Source organism: Kitasatospora sp. NPDC093102 (assembly GCF_040683915.1).
Lineage (GTDB): Bacteria > Actinomycetota > Actinomycetes > Streptomycetales > Streptomycetaceae > Kitasatospora.
Map to the genome: position 1 here is coordinate 1 of NZ_JBFBFA010000064.1, position 12,751 is coordinate 12,751.

The 12,751-nt window shown below is 73.5% G+C and carries 7 protein-coding genes; 5 read left to right on the forward strand and 2 right to left on the reverse strand.

What is annotated here, in order from left to right; translation table 11 throughout:
• Positions 1 to 235 precede the first annotated feature (235 nt).
• On the reverse strand, positions 236 to 1,162 hold the full coding sequence (locus AB0O11_RS36455) for a phytanoyl-CoA dioxygenase family protein (RefSeq protein ID WP_363395977.1): 927 nt from the start codon (positions 1,160 to 1,162) through the stop codon (positions 236 to 238).
• A 138-nt stretch (positions 1,163 to 1,300) separates the two neighbouring features.
• Complete coding sequence (locus AB0O11_RS36460; protein WP_363395980.1) at positions 1,301 to 2,137, reverse strand: putative nonproteinogenic amino acid hydroxylase; 837 nt, start codon at positions 2,135 to 2,137, stop codon at positions 1,301 to 1,303.
• Positions 2,138 to 2,437: 300 nt separating this feature from the next.
• On the opposite strand from AB0O11_RS36460, the gene AB0O11_RS36465 reads away from it, so the two are divergent.
• From AB0O11_RS36465 to AB0O11_RS36485, 5 genes are read left to right on the forward strand one after another with little or no spacing between them, the layout of a single operon-like run.
• Positions 2,438 to 2,749, forward strand: coding sequence for a phosphopantetheine-binding protein (locus tag AB0O11_RS36465; RefSeq protein WP_363395983.1), 312 nt, complete (start codon positions 2,438 to 2,440; stop codon positions 2,747 to 2,749).
• On the forward strand, positions 2,746 to 3,999 hold the full coding sequence (locus AB0O11_RS36470; protein ID WP_363395986.1) for a cytochrome P450: 1,254 nt from the start codon (positions 2,746 to 2,748) through the stop codon (positions 3,997 to 3,999). The genes AB0O11_RS36465 and AB0O11_RS36470 overlap by 4 nt, the downstream gene beginning before the upstream one ends.
• Positions 3,996 to 4,733, forward strand: coding sequence for a thioesterase domain-containing protein (locus AB0O11_RS36475; protein WP_363395989.1), 738 nt, complete (start codon positions 3,996 to 3,998; stop codon positions 4,731 to 4,733). Before AB0O11_RS36470 ends, AB0O11_RS36475 begins: the two co-directional genes overlap by 4 nt.
• A gap of 52 nt (positions 4,734 to 4,785) precedes the next feature.
• A complete protein-coding gene (locus AB0O11_RS36480) occupies positions 4,786 to 7,872 on the forward strand; it encodes a type I polyketide synthase (protein WP_363395992.1) in 3,087 nt (1,028 codons plus the stop codon).
• Positions 7,873 to 7,912: 40 nt separating this feature from the next.
• Complete coding sequence (locus tag AB0O11_RS36485) at positions 7,913 to 12,745, forward strand: type I polyketide synthase (RefSeq protein WP_363395995.1); 4,833 nt, start codon at positions 7,913 to 7,915, stop codon at positions 12,743 to 12,745.
• Positions 12,746 to 12,751 lie beyond the last annotated feature (6 nt).

Below are 12,751 nucleotides of genomic sequence, written 5' to 3' on the forward strand. Positions count from 1 at the left end.
GTGTTGCCCGTTTGCAACCCTGTTTCGGTTTGCGTGTTTGCGCCCCGTCCGAAAACCCCCTAGCGCCCCTTGCCGAACTCGGTGTTTGCGCCCCCCGCCTCAGGTGTTCCGCGCGGTTCCGCGGGGTTTCGCCACCGGCGGAGAAGCCGCTGGAGAAGCCGGTGGGGATGCAGACGGACGCGCCGGCGGTGCCGCCCGGAGGCGACCCGCCGGCGCGTCCACGCCGTCGTGCGGATCAGTTCTTCACGGTGCCCTCGCGCAGCCGGTCGATCATGTGCCGGGTCGTCTCGATCGGGCTCTCCTCGGGGAAGCCGCCGGAACGCGGCGCCAGGGCCCCGTTGAGCCGGGCCACCTTCTCGTTCCACCCGTCCTGCCCGGCGAACGGGATCGTCTCGTTCTCCTGGTAGGCGGGGAACCGGCGGTAGCCGTTGAGGCCGTCGGTGTCGGCTCCGCGCACGAGCAGGGGGTCGAGGTAGATCCCCTCGCTGCGGATCCGCGTGGTCGTGGAGATGTAACCGATGTCGAGGCCGCAGCGTCGCTTGGGGGAGGTGTTCGCCTCCGAGCAGTGCAGCAGGTGGGGGTGGTGGATCGAGACGTCACCCGGCCGGAGTTCGATGTCCACGACGCCGGCCTTGCGCACCCACTCCTCCACCAGGTCCTCGTCGGAAGTGGAGAACAGCATGTTGGGCTTGTCCGTGCGGGACGACGGCTTGTGCAGCGGCAGCCGGTGACTGCCGGGGATCATCCGCAGACAGCCGTTCTCGGTGGTGCTCTCGTCCACGGCCAGCCAGACCGTCAGCGCCTCCATCGGCTCCAGTGCCCAGTACGCACCGTCCTGGTGCCACAGCACCGGCTGGCCGTCGTGCGGGGGCTTGCAGATGTAGTGGGCGGTGAAGCAGGCCAGGTCCGGGCCGAGGAAGAACTCCGCGATGTCCACCAGGCGGGGGTCCGAGACCAGCCGTGCCCAGAAGGCGTCATTGCGGATCAGCGGGTGGTGGAAGTGTTCGGGCCGCAGGTCGGGGTACTTGCGGGTGAGCCATTCGACGTGGGCCCGCACCTCCTCCAGGACCTCCGGCGGTACGACGTCGCGGATGACGGAGAAGCCCTGTTCGGCGTACTCCGCCGCGGCCTGCTCCAGGACGCCATCGCCAAGGGTGTTCATGTGTCAGCTCCTTCTCAGGTGTCAGGTGCTTCCCGTGCGAACGGGTTCCAACGGAGCGCCACGGCTGCCGCCTGTCGGCTCCCGCGGTGCCGCACGGTGCACGAACAGTGAGAGGAGGGGCAGGAGGCCCGTGGCCCTTCACCACTCAAACGTCTCCCCGTCGCTCCGCTTCTCGATGCAGTACGTGCGGTAGGCCCGGGCCTTCGCGACCATCTCCTCGTCCCCGGAGCGCCGCGCGGCCTCCACGTACCGGTCGAAGACCGCGGTGGCGTGCACGTTCCGCGTGAAGTGCAGCTCGGCGAACCGGCGGAAGCCCGACCGCATGGTCGCGGGGGTCAGGTTCCGGCAGGAGTCCAGCAGCTCCTCGAGCTCGGCTTCGGTCGGCTCGGGCCGATCCATGATGCGGATCGGCTCGGTCGCGGGAACGTCGCCGTGGATCGCGACCGGCTCGTCGGCGTCCGCGAAGTCGAGGCACAGGTTGAGCCGGGCGGTCCGGGCGGTGCTGCCCGCCGAATGCGGAACGGTCGCGTGGATCTTCCACACCTCACCGCGACGGAGGTGGTAGACGATGTCGTTCTCGGAATGCAGGGACTCCTCGGTGGTGCGCAGCGGAATCTGCAGCCTGGTGCCCGCCTCGGAGAATTCCAGGAAGTCCACATGGGGAGCCATGAGCCCGTCGCGCAGGCTGAAGATGCGCACCCACTGCAGCCGGTCGAGGGAGAAGTGATTGGTCACCAACGACATGATCCCGGGCAGTCGCCGGCCCAGTTCGGTGAGCGCGAGCCGGTCGCCGTGGGGCCGGAAGGCGATGTCGGAAGCGGTGCCGCTGCCGTTCGCCAGCACGTGGCACGACCACTCCCCGAAGGTGAGGGCGTCGTACTCGCCCTTGTATTCGTGGCCGTCCACGACCGATAACTCGGAATCCAGGTCGTACGAGTCGATGGGCAGTACCGCAAGCCGTTGCGAATTGAGCAACGAAATCCCCTTCGGCGCATGATTGTCTGAAGCGCCCGGACGCCGCCGGACGTCACTCCGAGCCGTCACCGTAATTCGTCGGGTAAATCCGTGGCAATGGTGTGATTGCGCACCAGGCCGGTCGGCGGGCCCGCGCCCGCCGACCGCCGGGACACCGCCGTCGCGGGACGGTGACACCGGCGTCGGGGCCGGTACAGGATCGACGGAGTCACTCCTGTCCTGTCGGCGGGACAACCGGTGGCCGGCAGGCGGTCCGTACCGTCCCGCTGCCGGGACAGTGGAAAAGGGGAAAGGCGGGCAATGGAACTCGGGCCCCAGGTCGACCGGCGCGACGGTCAGGACGAGGCGTCAGAACCACAGGCCGCGACTTCCGGTGCGCCGGCGGCCCTCGTGCAGGAGATCTCGGCGCTGTGGGGGGAGTACCTCAACGGCGGCGTGGTCTCGGCGGACGACGACTTTTTCGAGCTGGGCGGCTATTCGCTGATCGGGATAAAGATCATCGACCGGGTGGCCCAGGAGTACGGCGTCCAGCTGTCCGTGCGCGGCTTCTACCTGGCGCAGACCCCGGCTGGGGTCGCCGAGCTGATCGAGCGTGAGAGGGCGAGGACGTGAGGTTGACGCCGGGCGCCGGGCCGGACCCCGACCTCGACCTCGGCCGGGTGGACCTGTTCGACCTGGACCTCTACACCTCGGGCGATCCGCACCCGATCTGGGACGCGATGCGGGCGCGGGCGCCCCTGCACCACCAGGTCCTGCCCGACGGCCGGGAGTTCTGGTCGGTGACCCGCTACGAGGACGTCTGCCGGGTCCTGGGCGACCACCGGGAGTTCACCTCGGAGCGAGGCACGGTGGTCACCCACCTCGGGACGGACGACGTCGCCGCGGGCCTGCTGATGACGTCCACCGACCCGCCGCGGCACACCGAGGTCCGCCGGGCGATCGGCGCCAGGCTCACCGCGCGGGCCGTGGCCGGCTGGCAGGACCGGATCCGGCAGGCGGTCGTGCGATTCCTCGAACCGGCGCTCGGCGGCGGCGACTGGGACCTGGCCGAGCAGGCGCTGCTCCTCCCGGCGATGGTCACGGGGCCGCTGCTGGGGATCCCGGAGCGGGACTGGGCCGAGCTCGTGCAGCTGACGGCGATGGTGACGGCCCCGAGCGACCCGCACTTCCAGCACGGCAGCCAGGCCGCGACGCTCGCCATCGCGCACCACGAACTCCTCGCCTACGTCACCGCGTGGGTCCGGCGACGGCGGTCGGCCGGAGGCGCGGACGGGAGCCTGCTCGACCACCTCATGAACGTCCGCGTGGGAGGCGCGCCGCTGACCGATGAGGAGATCGCCTACGACGGATACAGCATCCTCCTGGGCGCCAACGTCACGACGCCGCACACCGTTTCGGGCACGGTGCTCGCGCTCGTGGAGCGGCCCGAGCAGTTCGCGAAGGCGCAGGCCGACCCGTCGCTGGTGGCGGGCCTGGTCGAGGAGGGGCTGCGCTGGACGTCGCCCGCGTGCAACTTCATGCGGTACGCGACGGGCGCGACCCGGATCGGCGGGGGCACCGTCCCGGCCGGGGGTGCGGTCGTCGCATGGATCGGGTCGGCCAACCGGGACGAGTCCCAGTTCACCGATCCGCACGGGTTCGACGTCACGCGAAGCCGGAACCGCCACGTCGCCTTCGGGTTCGGGCCGCACTACTGCATCGGGGCTCCGCTGGCCCGGATGACCCTGCGGATCTTCTTCGAGGAAATGCTCCAGCGGTTCGGATCGATCGAGCTCGCCGGCGAACCGCAGCACCTGCGGTCGTACTTCATCGCCGGGATGACCCATCTGCCCCTCGTCGCCCGGAAACGGAGGACGCCATGACCCCCGGCTCCGCCGACGTCCGCTCCCCGTGGTTCGTCCGGCCGCCGTCCACCGGGCATCCCGCCCGGATCTTCTGCTTCCCCTACGCCGGGGCCGGGGCTTCGGCCTTCAGCGGCTGGCCGGTCGCTGTCGGCGACGCCGAGGTCTGCCCGGTGCAGTTCCCCGACCGCGAGAACCGGATGACCGAGCCCCACTACGGCACCTACGAGAACCTCGCCGAGAGCCTGGTCGAAGCACTGGAGCCGCGGCTCGACCGGCCGTTCGCGTTCTTTGGGCACTGCGCGGGCGCGCTGCCCGCCTTCGAGACCGTGCTGCGGCTCGCCGAACGGGGACTGCCCCGGCCGGTGTGCCTCTTCGTGTCGGGCCAGGTGGCGCCGCACGAGGCCGCGTCCGACCGGATGCTCGCCATGACCGAGGCCGAGCTGCGCGAGGAGCTGGAATCGGTGCTCCGCGGCCGGGGGATCGAACCACGGCCGGACATGGTCGAGATGGGCCTGGCCCTGCTGCTGCGCGATCTCGCCGCCGCGCGGGCGTACCGGCGGGTGGAGCCGGTTGCCGTGGACTGCCCCGTCGTGGTGCTGCACTGGCGGGACGACCCCGAGGTCGGCCTCGACCGGCTCCAGGGGTGGCGGCGGTACTCGGACTCGGTCGACTTCCGGGTGGTCGGCGGCGGGCAGCACGACTTCACGACCGCCCCCGCCGACCTGCGGGAGGCGTTGACCTCTTGGCGGTGAGCGCAGCGGAGCCGGCACCAGTCGTGCGCCGAGGAGACCGGAAGGGGGGCGCATGAGCAGCGCAGCCACCGACATCGCCGTGATCGGGATGTCCTGCCGCTTTCCCGGAGTGCACGACCCCGGGGAGTTCTGGCGGTTGCTGCACGAGGGCAGGTCGACCGTCGCGGGGTTCCCCGGGAGCCGGGCGACCGACCCGCGGTCCCCGTCCCATGCGGACGCGGCCGTGCTGGACTCGGGGTCGTTCTTCGACTCCGTCGACGGGTTCGACGCGGAGTTCTTCGGCACGTCCGCGGCGGAGGCGGCCGCGATGGACCCGGTCCAGCGGCTGGGGTTGGAGCTCGCCTGGGAGGCCGTCGAGGATGCCCGCGTCCCGGCGACCGCGCTCGCGGGCCGCGTGGTCGACGTCGTGGTCGGCGCCGCGCCCTCCGGGTACGAGGCGCTGCGCAGGCTGTCCGGCGCAGACCGTGACGACCACTACGCCGCGCTCGGTTCGAGCGGCGCGCTGATCGCCAACCGGATCTCGGCCCTGTTCGACGTCAGGGGCATGAGCTTCTGCGCGGACTCCGGCCAGTCCTCCTCGCTGGTGTCGCTGGCGCTGGCGTGCGACCGGATCCGCGGCGGCGCGGTCGACATGGCGATCGTGGGCGGCGTGCACCTGATCGCCGATCCGCGGACGGGGCTCGGCCTGGCGAACCTGGGCGTCCTGTCGCCCGACGGTCGCTGCTACTCCTTCGACGAACGGGCCAACGGCTTCGTCCGGGGCGAGGGCGGGGCCTTCGTCCTGCTGAAGCGGTGCGACCTCGCCGTGCGCGACGGTGACCACGTCTACGCGGTGGTGCGCGGCTGGAGCGTCGACAGCGGCGGCGCGTCCACGCGGATGCCCGATCCCAGCCCCGGTGCGCAGGCGGCGACCGTGCTGTCCGCCCTGCGCGGCGCGGGCGTCCCGTTCGACGGTGTCGACTACGTCGAGGCCCACGGCACCGGGACCCGGCTCGGCGACCCGGCCGAGCTGTCCGGCTTGCGCGAGGTGGCCCGGGAGAGCGGCCGAAGCCGTCCCCTGGTGATCGGGTCGGTGAAGACCAACATCGGGCACCTGGAGCCGGCCGCGGGGATCGCCGGCTTCGTGAAGGCGGCCCTCTGCGTGGACCGCGCGCAGCTGGTTCCGAGCCTGAACCACCGCTCGCCCAACCCCGCCGTCGCGGACTTCCACGAGGACTTCGAGGTCCTGCGCGCCGCGCGGCCCTGGCCGGGTGCGCCCGGCCGACCGCGGCGGGCCGGGGTGTCGGCGTTCGGGATGGGCGGCACCCATGCGCACGTGATCCTCGAACAGGCGCCCGAGGAGCGGGTGGCTGCCCGTCCCACGGCGGGCACGGCCGCCACCGGCGGCTCCGCGGTGCTGCCGTGGGTGCTGTCGGCGCGCTCGGAGCCGGCGCTGCGGGAACAGGCGGCGCGGCTGCGGGACTTCGTGGCCGCGGACCCGTCGCTGACGGCGGCCGACGTGGCGCACTCGCTGGTGTCGACGCGGTCGTCGTTCGAGCACCGGGCGGTGGTGCTGGGAGGCGGTCGTGATGAGTCGCTGGCCGCCCTGGACGCGGTGGCGGCGGGCGGGGACCCGGCGCGGGTGGCGCGCGGCAGGGCCGCGGGGCCGACGGGTCCGGTCGTCTTCGTGTTCCCGGGCCAGGGGGCCCAGTGGGCGGGCATGGGCAGGCGGCTGTACGCGGAGTCGGAGGTGTTCGCGCACCGGATCGACGAGTGCGCGCGGGCCCTGGCGCCGTGGGTGGGCTGGTCGCTGGTGGACGTGGTGACCGGCGCTCCGACGGCCCCGTCGCTGGACCGGGTGGACGTGGTCCAGCCGGCGCTGTTCGCGGTGATGGTGTCGCTGGCGCAGGTGTGGCGGTCGCTGGGAGTGGTCCCCGACGCGGTGGTGGGGCACTCGCAGGGCGAGATCGCTGCGGCGTGCGTGTCGGGCGCGCTCCCGCTCGCGGACGCGGCGCGGCTGGTCGCCCTGCGCAGCCGGGCGCTGACCGGGCTGTCCGGCCTGGGCGGCGGGATGAGCGCCGTGTCCGCGTCACCGCGGTGGGTCCGGGACCGGCTGGGGCGGTGGTCCGGGCGGCTCTCCATGGCGGCGGTCAACGGGCCGGCGTCGGTGGTGGTCTCCGGGGACGGCGAGGCACTGGAGCAGTTCGCCGCGATGGCGGACGCCGAGGGCGTCCGGGTGCGACGGGTCAGGGTGGACTACGCGTCGCACTCCCACCACGTCGAACGCGTCCGCGAGCGTGTGCAGGAGGCCACCGCGGCCCTGACGCCACGGAGTTCGACGGTGGAGTTCCATTCCACGGTCACCGGCGGACCGCTCGACACCCGTGCGCTCGACGGCTCGTACTGGTACGACAACCTGCGCTCCACCGTGCTCTTCGGGGAGGCCGTCGAGAAGCTGATGCGTGACCGCGGCGGCGTGTTCGTGGAGGTCAGTCCGCATCCGCTGCTCGAGGTGGCGATGGCGGAGACCGCCGACGCGCTGGCGGCCTCGCCGACGGTGGTGGGCACCCTGCACAAGGACGACGGCGGCACGGGCGATGTCCTGGCGTCGCTGGCCGAACTCCACGTGCGGGGTGTGCCGGTGGACTGGGAGCCGGTGTTCGACGCACACCGGCCGCGCCGGACCGCCCTTCCGCTCTACGCGTTCCAGCGGCAGCGGTACTGGCTGACGGCGCCCGACGAGACCGGCACCACGGCGACGGAACTGGACTCGGAACGGTCGGTCCTCCACCTGGTGTGCGCCGAAACGGCGGCGGTGCTGGGCAGGGCCGGTGCGGATCCGACGGGCGCGGACCTCGCGGCGCGGCCGGACGTGTCCTTCAAGGACCTGGGGCTCGACTCGTCGACGGCCGTGCGGCTGCGCAACCGGCTCACCGCGGCGGCCGGCGTGCGCCTCCCGGCCACCGTCGCGTTCTCCCGCCCCACTCCGCGCAAGCTCAGCCGCCACATCTTCTCCCTCCTCGCCCCGCAGGCGGCCGACAGCCCGGAGGCGGCCGACCCCCCGGAGGCTGCCGACCTCCCGGCGACGGCGGGGGACGCGGATCAGGAAGGCCGTAGCGATGACGAATTGTACGAATTGATCGAGCGCGGATACGCGTAGCACCGCGTCTTCGTCCGAGCGACCGTTCAGGGAGGCCCTGGTGGGGGACACCGACAAGCTCCGGTCCTATCTTCGACGCGCCGTCAGTGACGCGCAGGCCCTGCGCGAGCGGGTGCGCGAGCTGGAGGAGTCCGCTCGCGAGCCCGTCGCGGTGGTGGGCGTGGGGTGCCGCTTCCCCGGGGGAGCGACCTCGCCCGAAGGGCTGTGGTCCGTCGTTTCCGGTGGTGTGGACGCGATCGGGGCCTTCCCTGCGGACCGCGGATGGGACCCGGGGATCTACGACCCGGACCCCGGGGCGCGCGGAAGGACGTATCTGCGAACCGGCGGGTTCCTGCCCGACCTCACGGAGTTCGACGCGGGGTTCTTCGGGATCAGCCCGCGCGAGGCGCTGGCCATGGACCCGCAGCAGCGGCTGATGCTGGAGACGTCGTGGGAGGCGCTGGAACGGGCGGGCATCGACCCGGCGGGGCTGCGCGGCTCGGCGACCGGGGTGTTCACCGGGATCTACGGGGTCGACTACGGCCCGAGGATGGGCGGCGGGGCCGCCGGTGAGGTGGAGGGCCTGAGGATCGCGGGGACGCACACCAGCGTGGCCTCGGGCCGGGTGGCGTACGTGCTGGACCTTCAGGGCCCGGCGCTGTCCTTCGACACCGCGTGCTCGTCGTCGCTGGTCGCCGTCCACCAGGCCGTGCGCTCGCTGCGTTCCGGGGAGTGCACGCTGGCGCTGGCCGGAGGGGTGACGGCACTGTCCACCCCGGGACTGTTCGTGGAGGGGGCCCGGCAGCGCGGCCTGTCCGGCGACGGGCGGGTCAAGCCGTTCGCCCAGGCGGCCGACGGGACTGTCTGGGGCGAGGGCGCGGGCGTGCTGGTACTGGAGCGGCTCTCGGACGCGCGGCGCCACGGACGGCGGATCTGGGCGGTGATCCGGGGCTCGGCGGTCAACCAGGACGGGGCGTCCAACGGGCTGACCGCACCGAGCGAACCGGCCCAGCAGCGGGTCATCCGGGCGGCCCTGGCCGATGCCCGGCTGTCGCCCGCGGACGTGGACGCGGTGGAGGCGCACGGGACCGGCACGCGGCTGGGCGACCCCATCGAGGCGGAGGCTCTGCTGGCCACCTACGGGCAGGACCGGGGCCCCGGCGGCCCGCTGTGGCTGGGCTCGCTGAAGTCGAACATCGGCCACACCCAGGCGGCCGCGGGCGTCGGCGGCATGATCAAGATGATCATGGCCATGCGTCACGGAGTGCTGCCCCGGACCCTGCACGTGGACCGCCCGACCCCGCATGTCGACTGGTCGTCGGGAGCGGTGGAACTGCTGACCGAGGCCAGGCGGTGGCCCGCCGCCCCGGGCCGGCCGCGGCGCGCCGGCGTGTCCGCCTTCGGGGTCAGCGGAACGAACGCGCACCTCATCATCGAGCAGGCCCCCGACGAGGACTCCACCCCGCCCCCCGCGGCCGCGGACCCCGTCGACACCCGGGTGCCCACCGGAGCCCCGGGAGCGGTGCCGTGGGTGCTCTCGGCCCGCTCGGAGGAGGCACTGCGCCGGCAGGCGGCCCGGCTGCGGGACCGGGTGGCCGCCGACCCGGACCTGCCGCTCGCGGGGGTGGGGAACTCGCTCGTGACGACGCGAGCGCTGTTCGAGCACCGTCAGGTGGTGGTCGGCACCGGCCGGGACGGGTTGCTCGCCGGCCTGACCGCCGCCGCCGAAGGCGACCGCAGCGCCGCCGGCGTGGTCTGCGGCGTCGCGAAGCCCGTGGGCAGGACGGTGTTCGTGTTCCCCGGCCAGGGCTGGCAGTGGGCCGGCATGGGGCGCGAACTCTGGCTCTCGTCACCGGAGTTCGCCGAGGAGCTGCGCGCGTGCGCGCGTGCCCTGGAGCCGTGGGTGTCCTGGTCGTTGATCGACACCGTGTGCGGAGGGCCGGAGGCGGCGGACCTGGACCGCGTCGACGTCGTCCAGCCGGTGATGTTCGCCGTGATGGTGGCACTGGCCCGGGTGTGGCGTGCGCTGGGCGTGACGCCGGACGCGGTGATCGGCCACTCCCAGGGGGAGATCGCCGCGGCCTGCGTGGCCGGCGCCCTGACCCTGCCGGACGCGGCCCGGGTGGTGGCCCTGCGCTCCCGGCTGCTGGCCACGACGGCCGCCGAGGGCGGCATGGCCGGGATCGTGGCGCCCGAGGACCGGGTGCGCGAGCTGCTGGACCGGCTCGGGTCACGGGCCGTCATCGCCTCGGTCAACGGCCCCTTCTCCACCGCGGTCTCGGGTGAGACCACGGCGGTCAGGGAACTGCTCGCGGCCTGCGAGGCACAGGGCGTCCGCGCCCGGTGGATCCCGGCGAGCGTTCCCGGGCACTCGCCGCTGCTGGACAGGTTCGAGCACCGGCTCCAGGAGGAACTGGCCCCGGTCACCCCGGTGTCCTCATCGGTGACGTTCTACTCGACGGTGACCGGCGAGCCGATCGACACCGCGCGGCTGGACGCCGCCTACTGGTTCCGCAACCTGCGGGAACCGGTCCGCTTCGACAGCACCCTGCGGCGCCTGCTCGAACCGGGGCACACCGCGTTCATCGAGATCAGCGCCCACCCGCTGCTCACGATCAACATCCAGGAGACGGTCGACGGCACCCCGGGCACCGACGGCGTGGTGGTGGGCACGCTGCGCCGCGGCGACGGCAGCCCCGCGCGGCTGTACCGCTCGGCGGCCGAGGCCTTCGTGAACGGCGTCCCGGTGTCGTGGCGGGCGGCGTTCCCGGAGTGGGACGGCCGATGGGTGGAACTGCCGACCTACGCCTTCCAGCGGCGGCGCTACTGGCTGGACGCGCCCCGCGAGAACACCGGAGGGAGCACGTCGGACCACCCGCTGCCCGGCACCGTGCCGGACCTCCCCGACGACACCGGGCGCGCGGCGGCGGTGGCCGGCCGACGCCTGTCGGCCGACCCCGGCTTCGACCCGCGGGACGCGCTCTTCCGGGTCGCGTGGGCCGCGCACCCGGTCCCGCCCGGCACGGCCCCGGCCCGGTACGCGGTGGTGGGAGCGCCCGCCGGGCTCGTCGCCTCGCTCGGAGCGGGCGCGACGGCCGTCTCCGACCTCGCGGAACTCGCGGCCGGCGGCCGGGCCGTCCCGCCCGTCGTCATCGTCTTCGTGGGCCGGGCGGACGCGGGCGGCGACGACCTGCCGGCCGTCGCCGAGCGGACCCTCCACCAGGTGCTGGGGTGGACGCGGGAGTGGCTCGCCGACGACCGATTCGCTGACGCGCGGCTGCTCGTCGTGACGCGGGACGCGGTCCAGGACGAGCAGGTGCCCCGGCCCGACCCGGTGGCGGCCGCGATCTGGGGGTTCGTGCGCACTGCGCAGACCGAGAACCCGGACCGGTTCGTCCTCGTGGACACCGACGAGCGGGCGGCCTCGTGGGCCCTCGTCCCGGCGGCCGCCGCGACCGGGGAGCCCCAGCTCAAGATCCGGGCCGGCGTCGTGTCGACACCGCGGCTGGCGCCCGCCCCCGGGTCTCCCGGCCAGGGGGAGCACGTCCCCGCCCTCGGCTCCGGAACGGTGCTGATCACGGGCGGCACGGGCGGCCTGGGGGCGACGCTGGCCCGTCACCTCGTGGACCGGTACGGGGTGCGCCGGCTGCTGCTGGCCAGCAGGCGGGGGCCGGCCGCTCCCGCGGCGGCAGCGCTGCGGGAGGAGCTGACCGCGGCGGGAGCCCACGTCGAGACGGTCGCCTGCGACGTCACCAGCCGAACGGCGGTCGCCGACCTGATCGCCGCGGTGCCGAAGGAGCACCCGCTGACGGCGGTGATCCACTGCGCGGCCGCGCTGGACGACGGCGTCGTGGCGGCGCAGACCGCGGACCGTCTGGACGCGGTGCTGGCGCCGAAGACCCGCGGCGCCTGGCACCTGCACGAGCTGACCAGGGACCTGGACCTGACCGCGTTCGTGCTGTTCTCCTCGATCGCCAGCGTGCTGGGGACGGCCGGACAGGCCAACTACGCCGCGGCCAACGGATTCCTCAACGGGCTGGCGGAGGCCCGCCACGCCGAGGGACTGGCCGCCGGCTCGCTGTGCTGGGGGTACTGGGCGCAGCACAGCGAGCTCGGCGCCGACCTCGGCGACGCGGACATCGCGCGCCTGCAACGGCAGGGCGTGCGGCCGATGGCCCCGCACGAGGGGCTTGCGCTCTTCGACGCGGCGATCGCGCGCGCGGAGCCGGTCCTGGTGCCGGCCCGGCTGAACCCTCCGGTGCCCGGCGCACCGCACGCCGGCCCGGCGCCCTCACCGCTGCTGCGCGGTCACACCGCCCTGCCTCCCGGCCCCGGCGGTCCGCAGGGCCGGGAGGACACCGATGCGGCGATCGCCCGGCGGCTCAGGTCGCTGCCGCCGGACGACGCGCAGGAGGCCCTGCTCGACGCGGTTCGGGCGCAGACCGCGGTGGTCCTGGGCCATACCGGGACCGGACGCGTCGGTCCCGCCGTGGCGTTCAAGGACCTCGGGATCGATTCGCTGATGGCGGTGGAGCTGCGGAACAAGCTCGCGGCGGTGACCGGCCTGAAGTTGCCGGTCACGCTCGCCTTCGACTACCCGAACCCGCGGACCCTCGCGCAGTTCCTGAACTCGCGCATCAACCCCGGTTCCGACGGTGACCGCCGGTCCCCGGCCGAGCGCCTGACCCGGGAGATCGCGGAACTGGGCGCCCGGCTGGAGGGCGCGCTCGTCGATCTCGCCGACGAGGACAGGTCCGCCATCTCCACCCTGCTCGGCGGGCTGCAGGGCCGACTGCGCCCGGCACCGGGGAACCGACCGATGGACGACATCGCCGACCGGATCGGTTCGGCTTCAGCCGGAGAGCTTCTCTCGCTGCTGGACGAAGAGCTCTAGGGGAGA

Excerpts from the sequence above, each read along its gene's own strand:
- AB0O11_RS36455 (WP_363395977.1), bottom strand. The coding sequence starts at position 1,162 with ATGAACACCCTTGGCGATGGCGTCCTGGAGCAGGCCGCGGCGGAGTAC.
- AB0O11_RS36465 (WP_363395983.1), top strand. The coding sequence starts at position 2,438 with ATGGAACTCGGGCCCCAGGTCGACCGGCGCGACGGTCAGGACGAGGCG.
- AB0O11_RS36475 (WP_363395989.1), top strand. The coding sequence starts at position 3,996 with ATGACCCCCGGCTCCGCCGACGTCCGCTCCCCGTGGTTCGTCCGGCCG.
- AB0O11_RS36480 (WP_363395992.1), top strand. The coding sequence starts at position 4,786 with ATGAGCAGCGCAGCCACCGACATCGCCGTGATCGGGATGTCCTGCCGC.